The organism is Legionella drozanskii LLAP-1 (assembly GCF_001467585.1).
GTDB classification, from domain to species: Bacteria; Pseudomonadota; Gammaproteobacteria; order Legionellales; family Legionellaceae; genus Tatlockia; species Tatlockia drozanskii.
In genome coordinates, this window is sequence record NZ_LNXY01000003.1 from 153,197 (window position 1) to 174,150 (window position 20,954).

The following is a 20,954-nucleotide window of genomic DNA, read 5'->3' on the forward strand; positions in this document are numbered from 1 at the left end:
ATCCTCATGCATTAATGAGTCTTCATCCCATAGGTGGGATTGCACATTAACGCTTTGAATGCTTGTAACAGCGAATTAATTACCGATCCTTCTTAGCTGCGAAACAAGTGTTCATCAATTAATTTTAATACATAATCGAACACCTGTACAACAGTTAATCCAGTTGTGTCAATCAAAACCGCATCCTTTGCAGGTTTTAAGGGTGCATGTAATCGCTCTGTGTCTCTTGCGTCACGTTTAGCTAGTTCAGCAACAACTTCGGCGAGGCTAACATCAATTTCCTTTTCTTTCAACTGAAAATATCGACGTGATGCTCTTTCTTCTGGCGTAGCAAACAAATAAACCTTAAGAACTGCCTCCGGAAAAACTACAGTGCCCATATCGCGGCCATCAGTTACTAATCCAGGTGCTTGTGCGAAAGCCCGCTGACGAGCAAGTAATGCTTCTCTTATCTCAGGAACAACTGCAATTTTGGACGCATCTTGCCCACACTGCTCCGTTCTTAGCTCATCAAAAACGTCTTTCTCGTCCAATATTACTTGGCTCTTATGATGAGGATTTGTATCAAAACGTAAATTTAAATTGGATGCAAGCTCTACCATAGCGGGAATATTAGAAAAATCCACAGCTTTGGATCTTGCTGCATAAGCAAGAACACGGTAAAGACTACCACTGTCAAGTACATGCCAATTTAAATGATTAGCAAGCATGTGACAGATTGTTCCTTTGCCAGTCCCACTTGGACCATCAATCGTAATAACGGGTACACCTCGATCAGGCTTCATTCTGTATTTCCTTTATCGCCAATTTAATTTTATTGGCTGTCTCTACAAATGTTGGAAATGACGTTGCAACATTAATGCAGTCTTTTATCGTAACAGGACCTTTAGCTACTGCGCCTGCAATAGCAAAAGCCATAGCGATACGATGATCGTGATAGCTATTTACCTCGCCACCTTGCAAGATCCCACCATTTATATATAGACCATCTTCAAATGCTTGGGCTTCAATACCTAGTTGTTGTAATCCTTCAACCATTGCCCCAATTCGATCACTTTCCTTACAACGCAACTCTCTAGCACCATGTAAAAGGGTTTGTCCTTTTGCACAAGCAGCTGCGATGAAAATAACGGGAAATTCATCGATTGCTAAAGGAACAAGCGAGGTTGGGATATCAATACCCTCAAGTTGTGCATGCTTTACCACTAAATCAGCAACAAGTTCTTCGCCGCTAAGACGTTTATTGTTAAGGCTTATATTAGCCCCCATTCGCGTCAGAATTTGAACAATACCTGTTCGCGTAGGATTAATTCCAACATTCTTGATCACTAGTTCAGAACCTGGAATAAGGGTTGCTGCAACAATAAAAAAGGCGGCTGAGGAAATGTCACCGGGAACAACAATATCGGTACCCAAACACTCACTTTCAGAATTAACTATAATTGTATTTTCAGACTTATGGATTGGATAAGAAAAAGTAGTGAGCATTCGTTCTGTATGATCGCGAGTAAAACCAGGTTCAATGACACAGGTTTCGCCCTGAGCATACATCCCTGCAAGCAGTAAGCAAGATTTTACTTGCGCACTCGCTTCGGGCATTTCATAGCTAATACCGTGCAAAGTATGCCCGCCACGAATATGCAATGGTGGACGGCCTTCGTTTGTAGTAATTTCAGCACCCATTTGCATCAGAGGGCGACTAACCCGCTCCATAGGTCGTTTTTGTAAGCTTGCATCACCAGTTAATTCACTATCAAACGATTGAGCGGCAAGTAAGCCTGCCAACAAGCGCATACTAGTTCCGGAATTACCACAATCAATAAAACTATTCGGTTTTTGTAAACCATGTTTACCAACACCATGGATAACAACGCGCTGATTAACAGGTCCTTCAATAGTGACGCCCATGGATTGAAAAGCTTTCAGAGTTGCTAGGCAATCTTCACCTTCTAAAAAACCATTTACTGTTGTAGTACCTTGAGCAATGGCCCCTAAAATAATCGCTCTGTGCGATATTGATTTATCCCCTGGAACTCTGATTTCACCGTGAATGGCTTTTACCGGGCTGCTTAGAAAATCGAGCAGTTTCATTGTTTGTGTTCCTTAGCAAAATCATTCATGAATTCAATAAGACGCTCTACACCTTCTATAGGCATGGCGTTGTACATGCTAGCGCGTAATCCGCCAACTGTTCGATGACCTTTTAAAGCCAATAGACCACGCGCTTTAGCTCCATCCAGAAACGCCTCTTCAAGCATCGGATCATCAAGTGTAAAGCAGACATTGACTAGCGAACGCGCTTCTTTAGCTATTCTGCAATGATAAAATAGAGAGGCATCAATACATTCGTAAAGTTTTACTGCTTTTTGACAATTTCTCTTATATAGAGCCTCAACACCACCTTGCTCCTTAATCCACTGAAACATCTTGCCTGCCAAATAACAGTTAAAAGTTGGCGGTGTGGCATAAGCGGATTTAGTAGAGCTGAAGGTGCGATAATCTAACATAGTAGGAATCAAATCATTTTTGACAGTACCCAGCAACTCGTCGCTAACAATAACTATAGTTAAACCAGCATTAGCAATGTTTTTTTGTGCGCCGGCAAAAATTAAACCATAGTCTTCAACATTAATTGGTTCACTCAAGAGGCAAGAGGTCATATCAGCAACGAGAGGAACGCCTGCTATTTTTGGTGTTTTATCGAATCGCACACCATTTACCGTCTCATTAGGGGTGTAATATAAATATCTTGTATTTTCTTTAATCTGCCATTCATTTGCTGCGGGAATATTGGTAAATCCATTGGTTTCACCATTGGCAACGCAATAAGCTTGTTTTAATCGGAAAGCTTCTTGGTAGGCCATGTATGACCAAATTCCAGTCACCAAATAACCCGCTTGTTCATTTTGAGTAAGAAAATTCAATGGAACCATCCCAAACTGAAAGCGAGCAGCTCCACTTAAAAAAAGAACATGATAGCTTTCGGGTATCTTTAAAAGAGCTCTCAATTCATTTTCTGTTTGTTCCATAAGTTCTATGAATGCAGGAGTACGATGCCCCACTTCCATCACCGACATGCCGATATTATGCCAATCTAATAGTTCCTCTTGCACTTCCAGTAAAATCGACTCAGGCAACATTGAAGGGCCTGCGCCAAAATTATAACCTCTACTCATTGTTATCTTCTTCTAGTTCTTCTTCATCGTTATGGTCTTCTTCTTGATTTGAATCAGAGTCAGCAATTTCTTCTATACGCTGCATGCCGACAACATGCTCACCTGAGCTGACATTAATCAAACGCACACCTTGCGTATTACGACCAATAATAGACAATTCATCGACTTTGAAACGCACTAAGGTTCCTTTGTCAGTGATAAGCATCGCTTCATCACTGTCATCAACTTGCAGTGCGCGAACCACTTTGCCATTTCGCTCATTCACTTGAATTGAGATTACCCCTTGTCCTCCGCGGCCTGATACACGGTACTCTTCAACTTCGGTACGTTTTCCATAACCATTTTCAGTTGCAGTTAAAATAGTTCCATGAGGTTTAGCAACTACTAATGAAATGACAGATTGATTTGCACCTAGACGGATACCTCGTACTCCTCGAGCTGTTCTGCCCATTGCACGAACCAGGCTTTCATCAAAACGAATCACTTTACCGGCATCGGTGAATAACATGATGTCTTTTGAACCGTCGGTGATATCAACACCCACTAAACGATCATCTTCATCTAAATCAACAGCAATAATACCGTTTGAGCGTGGACGGCTAAAGGCTTGAAGTGGCACTTTTTTCACTGTGCCGTGTTTGGTCGCCATAAAGACAAAGTACCCTTCTTGATATTCTCTTACCGGCACCATCGCATTGATTGCTTCAGTTTCTGCAAGCGGAAGTATATTAATGATTGGTTTGCCTCGGGAAATTCGGCTTGCTAAAGGAAGTTGATATGCTTTCAGCCAATACAATTTACCGTGATTAGAAAAACACAGTAACGTATCATGAGTGTTCGCAATGATTAAGCGCTCAATAAAATCCTCATCTTTCACATTGGTTGCGGATTTGCCCTTACCGCCTCGACGTTGTGCTTGATAAGCTGAAATAGGTTGATATTTTACATAACCCTGATGAGACAAGGTGACCACAACATCTTCTTCTGTAATTAAATCTTCAATGGTTAAATCTTCTTGAGAAGCAAGAATTTCTGTACGACGGGCATCACCAAACTGCGCTTTCACTTCGAGCAGCTCATCTTTAATTACTTGCATCAACCGCTCTGGAGACGCAAGTATATCGAGCAATTCTTTAATAACGCCCAATAACTCTTCATATTCAGAAATAATCTTATCTTGTTCAAGCGCTGTTAACCGATGGAGTCTTAACTCAAGGATTGCCTGAGCTTGGTTGGTTGATAAGCGATACCCTTCCTCAGTTAAACCAAATTCAATAGACAAATCATCAGGTCGACAGGCATCACTAGCGGCATTTTTCAGCATAGCTTTCACTAAACCAGGCTGCCATAAACGAGACAAGAGAGCTTCTCTCGCATCTTGTGGTGTAGGTGACTGTTTAATGAGTTCAATCATCTCATCTATGTTAGCTAGAGCGACCCCTAAGCCTTCTAATAAATGAGCACGATTACGTGCCTTTTTAAGTTCGAAAATAGTACGTCGGGTAACAACTTCCCGTCGATGTTTTAGGAAGTATTCAAGGATTTCTTTTAAATTCAAGGTGCGAGGTTGCCCATCAACTAAGGCGACCATATTGATGCCAAACACATTCTGCATCTGCGTGTGAGCATATAAATTATTCAAAATAACTTCAGCTACTTCTCCACGCTTAAGCTCAATAACGACACGCATCCCTTGTTTATCGGATTCATCACGTAGGCCAGAAATGCCTTCAATGCGTTTTTCTCGGACAAGTTCGGCAATTTTTTCTACAAGTCGCGCCTTGTTCACTTGATAAGGAAGTTCCGAAATAATGATAGCCTGACGCCCTGACTGACTATCCGTTTCGATTTCAGTCCGTGCTCGAATTAGAATTCGACCTCGGCCAGTACGATAAGCTTGAATGATTCCTGCTCTTCCATTAATCATGGCGGCGGTTGGGAAATCAGGTCCTGGAACATAGGTCATTAATTCATCGATTGATAAATCAGGACTATCAACTAAAGCAATACAAGCGTTAATCACCTCGGTAAGATTATGTGGCGGTATATTAGTAGCCATCCCGACTGCAATACCTGAGGAACCATTTACTAAAAGATTTGGAACACGTGAGGGTAAAACAATGGGAGCGAATTCAGTTTCATCATAGTTTGGGCTGAAATCGACTGTTTCTTTATCAAGATCAGCCAATAAAGCATGAGCCACTTTTGACATTCTAATTTCGGTATATCGCATTGCTGCTGCAAAGTCACCGTCAACAGAACCGAAGTTACCTTGACCATCAACAAGCATGTAGCGCATTGAAAAAGGCTGGGCCATACGAACTATCGTGTCGTAAACTGCTGTATCACCATGCGGGTGGTATTTACCTATTACATCCCCGACTACCCGCGCAGATTTTTTATAAGGTTTGTTCCAATCATTACTCAGCTCACTCATCGCAAATAGAACGCGACGATGCACTGGTTTTAAGCCATCACGCACATCAGGTAAGGCACGGCCAACAATAACGCTCATCGCGTAATCTAAATAAGATTGTTTTAATTCGTCTTCAATATTAACGGGTATGACTTCTTTGGCTAAGTAAACCATAGCTAGGACGTGTCCTTATTTAGTGTTTGCAATAAAATTAGTCTGAAATAATACCACAACAGCGGCTTTAATTGAATCACATCGAGTGTCTCAACTTAAGATTAAACACTAATTTTATTCATTTTATTCCTGTTAAAAAGTCATAAACTGGATCATACTTATGTTTAGACAAATTCGAAATTCTAATGCATGGATAAATTGACTGTCACAGGGCATTTTTATATAGTGCAGCCCTCACATGCAAGCGAACAGGCTGTAGCCCAAGAATATTAGGAGACGTGATGACAAAAAAAATTGCACGACTGAGTATAGACGGCCATGAGTCTATTGAGTTACCAATATACAGCCCAACGCTAGGTAACGAGGTGGTGGATATCAATAAACTGGGTGAAAATGGTATGTTTACTTTTGATCCAGGCTTTGTCTCAACTGCGTCTTGCGAATCAAAAATTACTTACATCGATGGCGATAAAGGAATATTGCTTTATCGAGGCTATCCAATCGAACAATTGGCTGAGAAAAAAGATTTCCTCGATGTCAGTTATCTGCTTCTTAATGGGGATTTGCCCTCTACTCAAGAAAAGAAAGATTTTGTTAGCTTAATTAATAACCATACCATGGTCCATCAGCAGATGTACAATTTTTTAAATGGTTTTCGCCGCGATGCACATCCAATGGCAATTATGGTCGGAATTGTAGGAGCCCTGTCCGCTTTCTATCATGAAACAATGGACTTAAATAACCAGGAAGATCGCTATATTTCAGCAATTCGCCTTATTGCTAAGATGCCGACGCTTGCTGCGATGAGTTACAAATACTCAATCGGCCTACCCTATATGTATCCACAAAATAAAATGTCCTATGCAGAAAACTTTCTACATATGATGTTTGGTGTGCCTTCTGAAGAAATTATCCCCAATCCAGTCATTGTTGATGCCATGGATACTATCTTCACATTACATGCTGATCATGAACAAAATGCTTCAACGTCTACAGTTCGTTTAGCAGGTTCTACAGGTGCTAATCCTTTTGCTTGTATCTCCGCAGGAATTGGAGCTTTATGGGGGCCAGCACATGGTGGTGCTAATGAAGCTTGTTTGAATATGCTTAAAGAAATTGGTGATGTGAAGCATATAGATCATTATATTAAGCGGGCTAAAGACAAAGATGATCCCTTCCGTTTGATGGGCTTTGGTCATCGTGTATACAAAAGTTATGACCCGCGGGCAAAAGTGATGCGCAAAACTTGCCACGAAGTCTTAGATGCAGTTGGAGCTCATGACGCACCTTTATTTAAATTAGCAATGGAACTTGAGCGCATTGCTCTCGAAGATGACTATTTTGTTGAGAAAAAACTTTATCCAAATGTCGACTTTTATTCCGGCATCACATTGAGTGCAATCGGAATTCCAACCAATATGTATACCGTTATTTTTGCTCTAGCTCGTACCGTAGGGTGGATGTCACACTGGATGGAAATGGTTGCCAATAAATCTAAAATCGGCAGACCTCGTCAACTGTATACCGGTGAAAAGCAACGAGATGTCTAGTAGTTAGGTTGGGCCTTGGCCCAACCAATTCATTAAGCTCATCGGTTGGTTAGCTAAGATCCTTTAAGATATAGACCCCGCTTTCACCATTTTTAAAGCCCTCTGCCAACCCAGAAAATCTTCTTCAATACTCTCATTGATCTCTGGAAAAAACTCTTGCTCACATGTCCATGACTCTTGTAGTGATTCTAAAGAATCAACAAGACCACAGCCTATGGCCGCAAGCAACGCCACGCCCTGAGCTGTGGTTTCGATATCATGAGGTCGTTGCACTATTAACTTGCATTGCGAAGATAGAAATTGCAAAAACCAGCGATTTACCGCCATACCGCCATCGACACGTAAGAGCATTAAATCCATGGAACTATTTGCTCGCATGCAGGCCATTATTTCTCTTGTTTGATAACAAACACTCTCTAAAGCAGCTCGAGCAAAATGAGCGCGATTGCTTGTACGAGCAAGACCAACAATCGCGGCCCCAGGAGTTCTAATCCAATGGGGTGCGCCTAAACCAGTAAAAGAAGGCACTAAGTAAACTCCTTCATTCCCAGGGAGACTTTCGGCCAAAACCTCAGTATCAGCGGCTGTTTCTATTAGGTTTAATTCATCTCTTAGCCATTTTACGGTGGTGCCAGCTTGATATAAGCATCCCTCTAAACCGTAATGAGTCTGTCCTTTAATCCGATAGGCTACTGTTGTTAACAGTTTATGGTCCGATATAACGGGTTTATTACCCGTGTTCATCAATAAAAAACCACCTGTACCGAAGGTCGCTTTAACCATGCCATCTTTAAAACAACGCTGCCCGATGAGAGCAGCCTGCTGATCACCGACAACGCCTGTAATTGGAATACTGATTCCCAAATGCTTTTTATCAATCACTCCAAAATTAGCATCACTAGCACAAAGTTTCGGTAAAATCGACTCCGGGATTGAGAAGAGCTTTAATAAATCTTTATCCCAACGTTGTTCAAATATATTAAATAATAGGGTTCGAGACGCATTACTAAGGTCGGTGGAGTGAGCCCTATTTTCGGTTAATCGCCAGATTAAAAAAGAATCAATTGTACCGAATGCAAGTTGACCTTTTTTTGCAAGCTCGGACGCTTCTGGAATCTGCTTCAATAACCAATGCAATTTACTGGCTGAAAAATAAGGATCTGGCAATAAGCCTGTTTTTTGTTGTATCAACTCTGCGCGATCTGATAGGGATTCACAAAAGGATTGTGTGCGTCTATCCTGCCATACAATTGCTGGAGCTAAGCATTTACCTGATTGCTTATCCCAAATTAAAGTGGTTTCACGCTGATTCGTGATGCCACAAGCTTGAACTTTTTTGCTATCGACCTGTAGTATAATATCTTGCATCGCTTGTAGCGTTTTTTGCCAAATCTCTTCTGGATCATGCTCAACCCAACCAGGCTTTGGATAATATTGGGTCAGCGGATATTGACTTGCTAACACTAATCTACCCTTCTTTGTATATAACATCGCGCGAGTACTACTCGTTCCTTGGTCGATAGCAAGAAGATATGTCATTCGTTTCTATTTCCCTATTATAATAAGATTAAAGGCATTTCTACTAAACACAGTGAACGTCTTAGATTTTGAAATTTTCATGCCTTCATGTAGGTAGCCATTAATACTAGGAGAATGGCAGCCGATACTCATTCTATACGCTTTTTGCGGAGACAAGAACATGGACTATGTTTTCGATGTAGCAATAATTGGAGGAGGCATTAATGGCTGCGGGGCTGCTGCTGATGCTGCTCTGCGAGGACTATCCGTCGTGCTTCTTGAAAAGGATGATCTTGCCTCTAAAACTTCCTCCTCTAGTAGCAAGCTAATCCACGGTGGCTTACGTTATTTAGAACATTATGATTTCGCTTTAGTCAAAAAAGCACTGGATGAGAGACAACTTCTACTCAATTTAGCTCCGCATTTAGTTCATCCGCTTTCTTTTGTTTTGCCCTATCAACGCAACATGCGACCAACTTGGCTTTTACGGACCGGATTATTTGTTTATGACAATTTAAGCCGGAAAAATGAACTGCCAAGATCGAAATTCATTCGTCGCACCTCTCAATCCGTTTATTTTTCCCCATTGATGGAATCATACAATAAAGGATTTTTATTTTATGACTGCGCTACAGATGACGCTCGTTTAACAATAACTAATGCTTTGCAAGCAAAAGAGCAAGGCGCTTCTATTCAAAGGGACACTGCATTAATTGAAGCGAGAGTATCTAATAAACTTTGGCATCTCACCGTTCGAACCAAATCGGGCCAGCAGAGCGTGATTAAAGCTAAAACAATTATTAATGCCGCTGGACCCTGGGTTGAATCAGTTAATAACATTTTACAAGTGCCCAACCAATTCAAGCTGTCATTAGTAAAAGGAAGCCATTTAGTTGTCCATAAGCTCTATGAAGGAAATCATGCTTATCTTTTACAAAATGATGACCAACGCATTGTCTTTGTGATCCCGTATCATGGTCATACAATGATTGGGACCACCGATGTCGCTTTCAAGGGTTCATTAGATAAAATTACCATTTCAATTGAGGAAATTGAATATCTATCAACGCTTGTTAATAATTATTTCAATTGCCATTTGGAGCGAAAAAACATGATTAATAGCTGGAGCGGTGTGCGTCCCCTACTTGCATCAACTAGCGAAAAATTAAGTGCCTTAAGCCGCGATTACAGCTGCTGTTACACTGAATCTCCTGCGCCTGCGGTCACTATCTATGGCGGAAAAATTACTACCTATCGGCAAGCTTCCCTGGAAACGGTAAATCTACTTCAACCTATTTTTCCTTATTTAAAAGATTCACAATCCGCTCATAATCCACTTCCGGGTTCCACCCTCAATAACTGGCCCTATAAAGAATATGCGCATCATGCAAGAGAGAAATATTTTTGGCTTGATGCGCAACTTAAAGAGCGCTATTTAACAAGTTATGGAACTAGAACTGAACTACTGCTGAATGGGTGTAATGACATGTCTGATTTAGGCCAAGATTTTGGTCATGGTTTATATCAAATTGAGGTGGACTATTTATGTCGAGAAGAATGGGCCAAGAATTGTGAGGATATCCTTTGGCGCCGCACCAAGTTAGGCTTAGATTTTAACTCCAAAGATAAGCAAAATTTAGCGGAGTATTTACTCGAATTTAATTAAGAAGCTAGCTTTCTTCCTCATCTATTTTCGCACGTATTTCACTCACATCAATCTCGATCGCCTGCTTAAGCAAATCTTTTAACATGGATTCTGGCATAGCACCGGCTTCAGAATAAATGAGAATTCCTTGCTTAAAAATCATCAGATGGGGTATAGAACGTATCTGAAAATAATCAGCAAGCTCTGCCTCTTTTTCAAGATTCACTTTAGTAAATTGTATTGAGGGATTCTCATCTGCAACTTGCTCGTAAATTACCCCAAATGATTTACAAGGCGCACACCACTCAGCCCAAAAATCAATAAAAACTATTTCGTTGTTCTTAATAAGCTCATCAAACTGATTAGACGCCAGAGGATAAGTCGGCATGTGCGCTCCTAGAAGTTGCTAAGCAAGATAAAATTCGGTTAAAAATGTCGTCAACACTGCCGATTCCGTTAATACGATGGAATCGAGGTGCATTTTTACTTTCTTGCTCCCAGCCTTGATAATAATTAACTAGAGGTTCAGTTTGTTGATGGTATACTGCCAAACGATGCTTAATAGTCTCTTCTTTATCATCATCGCGCTGAATTAAGGTCTCACCTGTCAGATCATCCCTTCCCGCCACTTTGGGTGGATGAAATTTAATATGATAAACACGACCAGAAGCCACATGAACTCGGCGCCCACTTATCCGATGAATAATTTCTTCATCGGGAACCGCAATTTCAATCACATGATCAAGCTTAACATGAGCCTCTTTTAAGGCATCGGCCTGGGGAATCGTGCGGGGGAAACCATCAAATAAAAATCCTTTTTGGCAATCGGGCTGTTTCAACCGTTCTTTGACCAATTCAATAATAATTCCATCTGAAACTAATTGTCCTGCATCCATGATCTTTTTAGCACTCTTACCCAGCTCACTCCCCGCTGCAATCGCGGAACGAAGCATATCTCCGGTAGAAATTTGCGGTATGTCAAAATAGTCAATTAATTTAAGTGCCTGAGTTCCTTTCCCTGCCCCAGGACCACCCAATAACATTAATCGCATCAATAAGCTCCTACTTAAATTATTTACCTTCGACTTTGACACATTAGAGTATGTCAGTCATTTATAATATGTCATTTTCAATCTATGCCATCCCCGCGAAAGCGAGAATAATCTGCTTCAGCTAATCCCTATTTATATCATATTTCGGTTAGTATTCATCTTCTACATTGATTTAATTGTGCCTGATAGATTTGAGAACGCGCCTTCACCTTACGTGCAACTTGAATCAACCATGGCTTTTTCAAATAGGTTTTACGCTGATAACCGCCTATACCTTCATGATAGGCTAAGTATAATTGATATGCGTCATTTCTTGGTATATGAGCGGTGCGATTGGCCTGGTTAATATACCAACCAATAAAATCCACTGCGTCATCAAAAGCATCACGCGATGCCGTCATACCCCCACCATTCTCTGCTTTTTTATATTGTCGCCAAGTAGTACGAAGTGCTTGAGTGTATCCATAAGCGGTTGATGGTCGTTTGAAGGGAATAACCCACAAAAGTTTAGTACGAGGTGGTTTTGCCCTGCCATCAAATTTTGATTCCTGGTGAATAATAGCCATTTGAATTGGGATGGAAACTTTCCAGCGTCGTTCAACATCTTTGGCATCACGATACCATTGCGGATATTGCTTAAAAATCTGGCATATATTATTCACATCAGTTGGTGGCTTACTAACGCAGGAAACAAGTAAAAAAGTAAATACAAGCAGCGATAATGATTTTACATTCATTTTTATTTTTATTCAGCGTGGAAAATCGGTCATGTATTAGTAACAAAAAAGCCGACAAAATTAAATATTTTTTTAGAGAATTGCTTTTATCTGCTACCGTTTATAACAATTTGCTTTTCCAACAAGCAATTAATGCGATTCACAAAACATGCTAGCTGTGATAACTTGCTGATAAATCAATACCTGACTTCATCTAATGAGCATTTTAGTATTTGATATTGAAACTATACCTGACGTAGAAGCAGGTCGAACTTTATATAATCTGCAAAATTTATCCGATGAGGATACGGCAAATGCACTTTTTGCTTTGCGACGAGCAAAAACTGGCAACGAATTTTTGCCTCATTACTTACAAAAAATCGTCGCTATTTCTTTAGTACTTAGCCAAGGTTCCAATCTTAAAGTTTGGTCCCTCGGCGATGAGCATTCTGATGAAAAGGATTTGATTCAACGTTTTTTTTCAGGGATTGATAAATATACCCCGACTTTAGTTAGTTGGAATGGTTGCGGTTTTGATTTACCCGTTCTCCATTATCGTGCGCTACTTCACGGTGTATCTGCTTCAACTTACTGGGAAGCAGGCGAGAATCAGCAAAACTTTCGTTGGAACAATTATCTCAATCGTTTTCATTATCGACATCTCGATCTGATGGATGTTTTAGCCTCCTACCAAAGTAAAGCCTTTGCTCCACTGGATGACATTGCTTCTATGCTTGGATTTCCCGGGAAAATGGGAATGAGTGGTGCAAAAGTTTGGGAACAGTTTTGTTCAGGAAATCTCAAAAACATCCGTGATTACTGTGAAACGGATGTTTTAAACACTTACTGTGTTTATCTGCGCTTTGAATTAATGCGAGGAATATTAACGCAAGACGATTATGTACTATCGCTCCAGCATTTGCGGCGTTATTTACAGAGCGAAACCGATAAAACCCATTTACAAGAGTTTTTAGCAAAAATGAACTAATCTTACATTAAGACAAGTTATCTGCTTAAGATGTTTAGATAATAACCTTTTTGGATATTTATTATGAAAACAGTACCTTTTAAGCAGTCGAAGGCAGGGTCAATTGGGGTTGAATTAGAATTACAAATTATAGATCCCCATAGTTTCGCTCTCGCATCAAGAGCTAAAGATCTCATTAGAAACATTAAAGAACATACTTATCAAAAACAAATAAAGCCTGAAATTACTCAATCAATGATTGAGATCAATTCTTCCATCCATCATTCAGTGAATGTTTTACTTGATGAATTATACATTCTGCAAAGCGTACTATTGAATTTTGGTGAGGAATTTGACTTGCTTTTTTGTGGGGGCGGTACCCATCCTTTTCACAAATGGTCACTACAAAAAATCTTCCCCACAACGCGCTATAAAAATTTATCGCGACACTATCGCTATTTATCGAAACGTTCGACAGTATTTGGCCAACATATTCATATTGGCTGTGCTAATCGCGAAGATGCCATCTACTTAACCCATACATTATCACGATATATACCGCATTTCCTTGCTATGTCTGCTTCGTCTCCTTTTTACCAAGGGATAGATACAAGATTCCATTCTTCTCGCGCAACTGTTTTTAATTCATTTCCTTTAAGCGGTGTCATCCCTTATCTTACTAATTGGCAGGAATTTTCAATTTATTTTTATAAATTAAAAGGATTAGGAATCATTGAATCAATGAAAGATTTTTATTGGGATATTCGACCTAAACCTGAGTTTGGTACCGTAGAAGTAAGAATATGCGATACTCCGCTCACGATTAAAAAAGCAGCCGTTATCGCAGCTTATATTCAAGCTTTGTCACTCTATCTAATAGAAGAAAAACCGGATGAGATTATACCTGATCTGTATTATGTCTACGGTTACAATCGCTTTCAAGCTTGCCGCTATGGCTTTGGCGGAAGCATTATTAATCCCTATACTCAAGAAAGCTGCCTCATTAAAGATGATATTTTAGCAACCATAGAGAAAATTGAAGTCTATGCCAATAAATTAAATTCAATGGCCTATATATTACAAATGGCCCAGGATGCTATGAATGAACAGGACGATTCAGTGATCTTAAGACAAAGGTTGAAGCAATTTAATTCTTTTCCCAAAGTAGTTGAGGGTCAGTGTAAGATTTGGACCACTTAGGGAGCGGAAGCCAGCTAGGAAGCCATAATTAAAGCATTTTCTTCAGCAAAATTGCATCTTCAAGTCGATCACCATCATTGTAGTAGCCTTTTTTGATGGATACTTGATTAAAGCCAAACTTTTCATATAAAGCAATAGCTGCAGTGTTGCTGGGGCGTACTTCTAGAATCACGGTATTGATAGCTTTATTATTACTTAGTGGATCAAGCACTGATTTTAAAAGCAATTGGCCGTAGCCTCTACCTTGATAAGCAAAGCTAACGCATAGATTTAGGATATGACAAACATTAAAACTATAGCGGCTGATAATATAACCAATTATTTTTGTACTGTCATCGTTTGGTAACTCTAGGACACGGCAATCATAACCCACTAATACGCAATCGCTTAAAATATCACGGCCCCACGGGGCACGATGTGTTGATTTTTCAATGTCATACACATTATCGATATCATTCTGCAGCATTAGGCGTATCTTAGGTGTCATCTTGGTCTCAAATTGTCCTTTTAGCACCGCGTTGATCTACGATATATTGTAGCCTGTTGCACGCAACCAGGCTACATCTACCCATTTGACTACCAGTTTAGGAAAATTATTCCTTTTTCTTCTTAGGCATATACAGATCAGTGATGGTTCCTTCAAAAATCTCCGCAGCTAAGCCCATTGGTTCAGATAGTGTTGGATGAGGATGAATAGTTAAAGCAATATCTTCTACATCGCATTCCATTTCAATGGCTAAAGAGGCTTCAGTGATTAAATCTCCTGCGTTCACTCCCACAATTCCTGCACCGAGGAGACGTTTACTTTTTGGATCAAAAAGAAGTTTCGTCATTCCCTCTTCTCGCCCCATGCTTAAAGCCCGACCACTTGCAATCCAAGGGAAAACTGATTTTTCATAGCTAATTCCCTTTTCCTTTGCTTCCTTTTCAGTCAAACCAGTCCAAGCAATTTCTGGATCAGTATAGGCAACAGATGGTATACATTTAGGTTCAAAATAGTGTTTTTTACCCGCTATAACTTCTGCTGCAAGACGACCCTCAGGAATCGCTTTATGAGCGAGCATAGGTTGACCGATAACATCACCAATAGCATAGATGTGGGGAACATTAGTTCTCAATTGATTATCAACTTTAATAAAACCACGCTCGTCAACTCTAATACCCGCTTTATCAGCATCAATTGCGCCACCATTTGCCTTTCTACCTACGCAGTAAAGCACTTGTTGAAAACAGATAGGCTTATCAGTAGCATGCTCTCCTTCCATTGCGACATAAATTCCATCTTTTTTAGCTTGCATGGCAGTTACTTTGGTCTTTAGTAAGAATTTCACGCCTTTTTTAGTCATTCGTTTTTGTAAAACATTGACCAAATCAGCATCGGCCCCGGGAATAAGTTGATCCATAAACTCAACAACAGTCACATCAACACCCAAAGCTGAATAAACAGTGGCCATTTCTAAACCGATAATTCCACCACCTAAGACCATTAAACTGCCCTTGATGTCAGCTAATTCCAAAGCACCCGTTGAGGTGAAAATGCGTGGATCTTCTGGAATAAAAGGAAGATGAATTGATTCACTGCCCACTGCAATAATGGCGTTTTCGAAATCGATAGTAGTAGTTCCATCTTTTCCTTGTACAGTTACTTGATGTGTTCCTGAAAACATGCCCACACCTGTAATTACTTCCACTTTTCGCTGTTTAGCTAAAATTTTTAAACCACCAGTGAGTTTGCTAACAACAGAATTTTTCCAGGCAACAATTTTTTTGCTATCTAATGTGGGCTTAGCAAAACTAACGCCTTGGTCAGCCATTTCATGAGCTTCGTCAACAACCTTAGCAATATGTAACAAGGCTTTTGATGGAATACAGCCCACGTTTAAGCAGACACCGCCTAATGAATCAAAACGCTCCACCAACACGACTTTTTTGCCTAAATCTGCAGCGCGAAATGCTGCGGAATAACCACCAGGACCACTACCTAAGACCACTACTTCAGTTTTAATATTTCCAGTCATCACATGCCTCATTAATTTACTAATCTTTATTTACAGAATGCCCAAGCAACCCTATTGAGGGGCTTAAGCAAGTATCCTTCACAATAATATTCGTCGTAGATCACTCAGCGATTCACTAATAAATCGCGCAAAGCGAGCAGCCTCTGCACCATCAATGACTCGATGATCATAAGAAAGTGATAAAGGTAGCATTAAACGGGGCTTAAACTCCCCTTGCTCATAGACAGGTTTCATACTTGAGCGAGAAAGGCCTAGAATCGCCACTTCTGGACTATTTACAATCGGGGTAAATGCGGTACCACCAATTCCACCTAAGCTTGATATGGTAAAACAACCACCAGTCATATCAGCCGGCATCAATCCTTTTTCACGGGCTTTGGCGCTCAATCTTGCCATCTCAAGTGCTATATCGCCTACAGATAGCTGATCCACATTTTTTATGACTGGAACAACCAAGCCATTCGGCGTTTCAACCGCTATACCAATATGGTAATAATGCTTATAAATTAGGTTTTCACCAGACGAATCCAAAGAGGCATTAAACTGAGGATAAACAGCCAATGCTTTTGCAACAACCTTGGTCACAAAAGCTAAGATTGTTAACTTATAACCAGCCTGTTTAGAGCTGTCAGTTTCGGATTTTCTAAAAGCCTCAAGTTCTGTAATGTCTGCTTCGTCAAATTGAGTGACGTGAGGAATGGTTATCCAAGAACGATGAACATTGACCCCAGTTAATCGTTTGATTTTATTTAAAGGTTTAACTTCAATCTCACCAAATTTACTAAAATCAATAGCAGCTGCTGTAGGCAGTGAAAATCCACTGCCAGTTTGCTTCTCACTTAACTTAGTCTTCACATAAAGCTGAACGTCTTCTTTAGTAATTCTTGATTTTCGGCCCGAGCCCTTCACCTCAGATAAATTCACCCCAAATTCACGAGCTATACGTCGGACCGCAGGACCAGCTGAAACCTGAGCGCCTGAGGTTCTTTCAACCGCTGGGCGGGATACAGGCACTTGAGCTTCTGGCTTATCTTCTTGCGTCGGTTTTTCGTCTTGTGCAACAGAGGGCTTTGGAGTTGGTTTAGTGGTAATTTCTTCTTCAGATTCGAGAATTAAAATAGGACTGTTTTCTGAAACTTTATCACCTACCTTCACCAAAATCTCTTTAATAACTCCTGCTGCTGGAGCGGGGATATCCATGGTTGCTTTGTCGCCTTCCAGCGTGATCAGCGATTGATCCTTGTTAATTTTCTGTCCTACACTCACCATGATATCGATGACATCTACGTCCGTTACACCACCTATATCTGGAATACGAACCTCATGACGTTGCTGAACTCCACTACTCCTTTCAACAGGTTTTTCTGATTCTTTCGCTGTTTTTTTCTCAGGTTCATTTTCCGCTTTTTTTTCTTCAGCAGCCTTGGGTTGCGTTGTTTCTGCTTCTGACTGCCCTGCCGCTAAGGTTAGAATAACATCACCTTCAGAAACTTTATCACCCACCTTCAATTTAACAGAGCTCACTTTACCCGCTTGAGGTGAGGGAATTTCCATGCTTGCTTTATCTGACTCAAGAGTGAGCAACGAAGCATCTTTTTTAATCTCATCCCCTGGTTTAACCATAATTTCAATGACATCAACATCTGTCGCGCCACCAATATCGGGGATTTTAATTTTAATCTCATCAGCCATATTTATCCTCAGCAAACAGGTAAACTGCAATAGATACACAATGCAGTCTTAAATAATCGTAAGAGGGCAAGACCCCACGGAAGAGCCCTCTAAGTTACGTAGTTTGGGCCTTGCCCTAACCTCTCTCTTAAGTGTTTAAGTAACATTAATTACAAGCAATCAGTGAGTCACAGGATCCTGTTTCTCACTGTTAATGTTATAACGCTTCATCGCATCCGTGAGAGTTGATTTAGGCATTTCACCTTGTCGTACCAAAGCCTCTACAGCTGCTAGAGCAATAAACTTTGCATCCACTTCAAAGAAATGTCGTAATTGTTTACGCGTATCGCTACGGCCATAACCATCCGTCCCTAAAGTAGTGAATGGCGCTGAAATAAAAGGCCTGATTTGATCTGCATACAGACGCATATAATCAGTCGCTGCAATAATAGGTCCATTACGGTCAGCTAGAAGTTCAGTCACATAGGCTTGACGTGGTTTAGCTTCAGGATGCATGCGATTATGGCGTTCGGCAGATAAACCATCACGTCTCAACTCAGTAAAGCTGGTTACACTCCAGATATCAGCTGTTACACCATAATCCTCTTCAAGCATTCTTGCCGCTTCAATGGCTTCACGTAAAATAGTTCCACTTCCTAGTAATTGAACATGTTTTTTGGATTTCTTTTTCTTTTCTTGTAAAAGATACATCCCTTTGATGATGCCTTCTTCCACACCTTTTGGCATGTCAGGATGGGTATAGTTTTCGTTCATTACAGTGATGTAATAAAACACATTTTCTTGCTTTTCATACATACGATAAAGACCGTCTTGAATAATGACAGCAAGCTCATAAGCATAGGTAGGATCATAAGATTTACAATTTGGAATAGTTGAGGCCATAAGATGGCTATGTCCATCCTGATGCTGCAATCCTTCTCCTGCCAAGGTGGTGCGGCCTGCAGTTCCTCCTAACAAGAAACCACGTGCTTGCATGTCGCCAGCTGCCCAAGCCAAATCACCAATGCGCTGGAAACCAAACATCGAGTAATAAATATAGAAAGGAATCATCGCTAACTTATTAGAACTATAAGAAGTTGCGGCCGCCATCCAGGAGCAAAAAGCACCGGCTTCGTTAATTCCTTCCTCAAGAATTTGACCGTCTTTGGCTTCGCGATAATACATGACTTGCTCATGATCAACCGGGGTATACAACTGTCCCACAGGCGAATAAATACCGATTTGGCGGAACAAACCTTCCATACCAAAAGTACGGCACTCATCAGGAACAATCGGAACAATTTTGGGTCCCAATTCTTTATCTTTCAATAACGCGGAGAGTATGCGTACAAAAGCCATGGTAGTAGAAATTTCTCGATCGCCTGAACTTTTAGTAACCGCAGAAAAAGTCGATAAATCAGGCACTTTCATCGGAGCGAACTCAGTATTACGTTGGGGTAAATAACCGCCTAATGATTCACGTTGTTTTTGTATATAGCGAATTTCTGGACTATCGTCATCAGGACGATAGAATGGAATTTCTGTAATTTTGTCATCGCTAATTGGAATACTAAATCGATCACGGAATGCACGTAATTGTTCGATTGTCATTTTCTTTTGCTGGTGAGTAATATTTTGTCCCTCACCTGCAGCACCCATACCATAGCCTTTAATCGTTTTAGCAAGGATAACTGTAGGATTGCCTGTGTGCTCAACCGCTTGGGCATAAGCTGCATAAACCTTTTGTGGATCGTGACCACCACGATTTAAGCGCCAGATGTCTTCATCTGACATATTCTCTACCATCTTTTTCAATTCAGGATATTGGCCGAAAAAATGTTCTCGCACATAGGCGCCATCATTCGCTTTGTAAGCTTGATAGTCGCCATCGACGCACTCTTGCATGCGCTTTTGCATCAGACCATTCTGATCTCGAGCAAAGAGAGAATCCCAACGTCCACCCCAAATCACTTTAATAACGTTCCAGCCTGCGCCCCGGAATAATCCCTCTAGCTCTTGGATAATTTTGCCATTTCCGCGCACAGGGCCATCGAGTCGCTGTAAATTACAATTCACTACGAAAATTAAATTATCTAACTTTTCACGCGCTGCGATCGATAAAGCACCTACTGATTCAGGCTCATCCATTTCACCATCACCAAGAAAAGCCCAAACCTTGCGCCCTTCCGCTTTGATTAAACCGCGATTTTCAAGGTACTTAAGAAATCGGGCTTGATAAATTGCTTGCAGCGGGCCTAATCCCATCGATACGGTCGGAAATTGCCAAAAGTCGCCCATCAACCAAGGATGTGGATATGAAGATAACCCATCAACCTCAACTTCTTGTCTAAAATTCTTTAGCTGTTCCTCAGATAAACGACCTTCAAGAAAGGCGCGAGCATAAATACCTGGTGCAGAATGGCCTTGAATATAAACAAGGTCTCCACCATGCGGTCCATTAGGTCCTTTGAAAAAATAATTAAATCCTGTTTCATACAGAGTCAAAGCCGATGCATAAGAAGCGATATGTCCACCTAGTTCGGGTGCATATTTTCCTGCTCGCAGAACCATCGCGACGGCGTTCCAACGAAGCAAGGCATTAATCCGTCTGCCGAGACCTTCATCGGGCGGTAATTGTTTTTCTTCATAGGTTTTTATGGTATTGCGATAAGGCGTATTGGTAGAACTTTTCAGCTCAACGCCCTCAGTGTTTGCTTTATTAATTATTTCTTGGATAAGAAAAGCTGCTCGCTCGTTGCCATCGCTTTCAAGCACCGACTGTAGGGCGTCAAGCCATTCGCGTGTTTCTACTGGATCAATATCGTTACTGTTTTCATATGTCATGAATTTG

At 40.8% G+C, this 20,954-nt stretch carries 16 protein-coding genes; 4 read left to right on the plus strand and 12 right to left on the minus strand.

Going from position 1 to position 20,954, the window contains the following annotated elements; all coding sequences use genetic code 11:
- Positions 1 to 92: 92 nt before the first annotated feature.
- Genes cmk through gyrA form a run of 4 tightly spaced genes read right to left on the minus strand, consistent with a single transcriptional unit; the run spans position 93 to position 5,766 of the window.
- Positions 93 to 785, minus strand: a complete 693-nt coding sequence (gene cmk, locus Ldro_RS01795; protein ID WP_058494713.1) for a (d)CMP kinase — start codon at positions 783 to 785, stop codon at positions 93 to 95.
- On the minus strand, positions 775 to 2,091 hold the full coding sequence (gene aroA, locus Ldro_RS01800; RefSeq protein ID WP_058494714.1) for a 3-phosphoshikimate 1-carboxyvinyltransferase: 1,317 nt from the start codon (positions 2,089 to 2,091) through the stop codon (positions 775 to 777). Before aroA ends, cmk begins: the two co-directional genes overlap by 11 nt.
- A complete protein-coding gene (serC, locus tag Ldro_RS01805) occupies positions 2,088 to 3,176 on the minus strand; it encodes a 3-phosphoserine/phosphohydroxythreonine transaminase (protein WP_058494715.1) in 1,089 nt (362 codons plus the stop codon). The genes aroA and serC overlap by 4 nt, the downstream gene beginning before the upstream one ends.
- Complete coding sequence (gene gyrA / locus Ldro_RS01810) at positions 3,169 to 5,766, minus strand: DNA gyrase subunit A (protein WP_058494716.1); 2,598 nt, start codon at positions 5,764 to 5,766, stop codon at positions 3,169 to 3,171. Before gyrA ends, serC begins: the two co-directional genes overlap by 8 nt.
- A gap of 281 nt (positions 5,767 to 6,047) precedes the next feature.
- Here gyrA and gltA point away from each other — a divergent pair, with 281 nt between their 5' ends.
- A complete protein-coding gene (gene gltA, locus Ldro_RS01815; RefSeq protein WP_058494717.1) occupies positions 6,048 to 7,316 on the plus strand; it encodes a citrate synthase in 1,269 nt (422 codons plus the stop codon).
- Between the two features lie 63 nt (positions 7,317 to 7,379).
- Here gltA and glpK read toward each other — a convergent pair whose 3' ends face one another.
- Positions 7,380 to 8,855, minus strand: coding sequence for a glycerol kinase GlpK (gene glpK, locus Ldro_RS01820; protein ID WP_058494718.1), 1,476 nt, complete (start codon positions 8,853 to 8,855; stop codon positions 7,380 to 7,382).
- A 160-nt stretch (positions 8,856 to 9,015) separates the two neighbouring features.
- Here glpK and glpD point away from each other — a divergent pair, with 160 nt between their 5' ends.
- Positions 9,016 to 10,500 carry a glycerol-3-phosphate dehydrogenase gene (gene glpD / locus Ldro_RS01825; protein ID WP_058494719.1) on the plus strand — a complete coding sequence of 495 codons (1,485 nt, stop codon included), beginning with the start codon at positions 9,016 to 9,018 and terminating at the stop codon, positions 10,498 to 10,500.
- Between the two features lie 4 nt (positions 10,501 to 10,504).
- Here the strand turns inward: glpD and Ldro_RS01830 are convergent, their stop codons facing one another.
- The 3 genes from Ldro_RS01830 to Ldro_RS01840 form a co-directional block, all read right to left on the minus strand.
- Positions 10,505 to 10,867 (minus strand): thioredoxin family protein, encoded by a 363-nt coding sequence (locus Ldro_RS01830; RefSeq protein WP_058494720.1) that lies wholly within the window; start codon positions 10,865 to 10,867, stop codon positions 10,505 to 10,507.
- Entirely contained in the window at positions 10,842 to 11,531 is a 690-nt protein-coding gene (adk, locus tag Ldro_RS01835) for an adenylate kinase (RefSeq protein WP_058494721.1), read from the minus strand. Before adk ends, Ldro_RS01830 begins: the two co-directional genes overlap by 26 nt.
- Positions 11,532 to 11,686: 155 nt before the next feature.
- Positions 11,687 to 12,268 (minus strand): transglycosylase SLT domain-containing protein, encoded by a 582-nt coding sequence (locus tag Ldro_RS01840; RefSeq protein WP_058494722.1) that lies wholly within the window; start codon positions 12,266 to 12,268, stop codon positions 11,687 to 11,689.
- Positions 12,269 to 12,464: 196 nt separating this feature from the next.
- Between Ldro_RS01840 and Ldro_RS01845 the strand changes: the two genes are divergently transcribed.
- Together Ldro_RS01845 and Ldro_RS01850 are read left to right on the plus strand one after the other, a co-directional pair.
- A complete protein-coding gene (locus tag Ldro_RS01845) occupies positions 12,465 to 13,235 on the plus strand; it encodes a 3'-5' exonuclease (protein ID WP_058494723.1) in 771 nt (256 codons plus the stop codon).
- 63 nt (positions 13,236 to 13,298) lie between these two features.
- Positions 13,299 to 14,414 (plus strand): YbdK family carboxylate-amine ligase, encoded by a 1,116-nt coding sequence (locus Ldro_RS01850; protein WP_058494724.1) that lies wholly within the window; start codon positions 13,299 to 13,301, stop codon positions 14,412 to 14,414.
- A 28-nt stretch (positions 14,415 to 14,442) separates the two neighbouring features.
- Here the strand turns inward: Ldro_RS01850 and rimI are convergent, their stop codons facing one another.
- From rimI to aceE, 4 genes are all read right to left on the minus strand, one after another.
- Complete coding sequence (rimI, locus tag Ldro_RS01855; protein WP_058494725.1) at positions 14,443 to 14,901, minus strand: ribosomal protein S18-alanine N-acetyltransferase; 459 nt, start codon at positions 14,899 to 14,901, stop codon at positions 14,443 to 14,445.
- Positions 14,902 to 15,007: 106 nt separating this feature from the next.
- On the minus strand, positions 15,008 to 16,432 hold the full coding sequence (gene lpdA, locus Ldro_RS01860; protein ID WP_058494726.1) for a dihydrolipoyl dehydrogenase: 1,425 nt from the start codon (positions 16,430 to 16,432) through the stop codon (positions 15,008 to 15,010).
- Between the two features lie 78 nt (positions 16,433 to 16,510).
- Positions 16,511 to 18,124: a dihydrolipoyllysine-residue acetyltransferase gene (gene aceF / locus Ldro_RS01865; protein ID WP_058494727.1), complete on the minus strand. Its 1,614-nt coding sequence runs from the start codon at positions 18,122 to 18,124 to the stop codon at positions 16,511 to 16,513.
- A gap of 159 nt (positions 18,125 to 18,283) precedes the next feature.
- A complete protein-coding gene (gene aceE, locus Ldro_RS01870) occupies positions 18,284 to 20,947 on the minus strand; it encodes a pyruvate dehydrogenase (acetyl-transferring), homodimeric type (protein WP_058494728.1) in 2,664 nt (887 codons plus the stop codon).
- Between the last annotated feature and the right edge of the window lie 7 nt (positions 20,948 to 20,954).

Excerpts from the sequence above, each read along its gene's own strand:
- gltA (WP_058494717.1), top strand. The coding sequence starts at position 6,048 with ATGACAAAAAAAATTGCACGACTGAGTATAGACGGCCATGAGTCTATT.
- Ldro_RS01830 (WP_058494720.1), bottom strand. The coding sequence starts at position 10,867 with ATGCCGACTTATCCTCTGGCGTCTAATCAGTTTGATGAGCTTATTAAG.
- Ldro_RS01850 (WP_058494724.1), top strand. The coding sequence starts at position 13,299 with ATGAAAACAGTACCTTTTAAGCAGTCGAAGGCAGGGTCAATTGGGGTT.
- glpD (WP_058494719.1), top strand. The coding sequence starts at position 9,016 with ATGGACTATGTTTTCGATGTAGCAATAATTGGAGGAGGCATTAATGGC.
- serC (WP_058494715.1), bottom strand. The coding sequence starts at position 3,176 with ATGAGTAGAGGTTATAATTTTGGCGCAGGCCCTTCAATGTTGCCTGAG.
- adk (WP_058494721.1), bottom strand. The coding sequence starts at position 11,531 with ATGCGATTAATGTTATTGGGTGGTCCTGGGGCAGGGAAAGGAACTCAG.
- Ldro_RS01840 (WP_058494722.1), bottom strand. The coding sequence starts at position 12,268 with ATGAATGTAAAATCATTATCGCTGCTTGTATTTACTTTTTTACTTGTT.
- lpdA (WP_058494726.1), bottom strand. The coding sequence starts at position 16,432 with ATGACTGGAAATATTAAAACTGAAGTAGTGGTCTTAGGTAGTGGTCCT.
- Ldro_RS01845 (WP_058494723.1), top strand. The coding sequence starts at position 12,465 with ATGAGCATTTTAGTATTTGATATTGAAACTATACCTGACGTAGAAGCA.
- cmk (WP_058494713.1), bottom strand. The coding sequence starts at position 785 with ATGAAGCCTGATCGAGGTGTACCCGTTATTACGATTGATGGTCCAAGT.
- aroA (WP_058494714.1), bottom strand. The coding sequence starts at position 2,091 with ATGAAACTGCTCGATTTTCTAAGCAGCCCGGTAAAAGCCATTCACGGT.
- glpK (WP_058494718.1), bottom strand. The coding sequence starts at position 8,855 with ATGACATATCTTCTTGCTATCGACCAAGGAACGAGTAGTACTCGCGCG.
- aceE (WP_058494728.1), bottom strand. The coding sequence starts at position 20,947 with ATGACATATGAAAACAGTAACGATATTGATCCAGTAGAAACACGCGAA.
- gyrA (WP_058494716.1), bottom strand. The coding sequence starts at position 5,766 with ATGGTTTACTTAGCCAAAGAAGTCATACCCGTTAATATTGAAGACGAA.
- rimI (WP_058494725.1), bottom strand. The coding sequence starts at position 14,901 with ATGACACCTAAGATACGCCTAATGCTGCAGAATGATATCGATAATGTG.
- aceF (WP_058494727.1), bottom strand. The coding sequence starts at position 18,124 with ATGGCTGATGAGATTAAAATTAAAATCCCCGATATTGGTGGCGCGACA.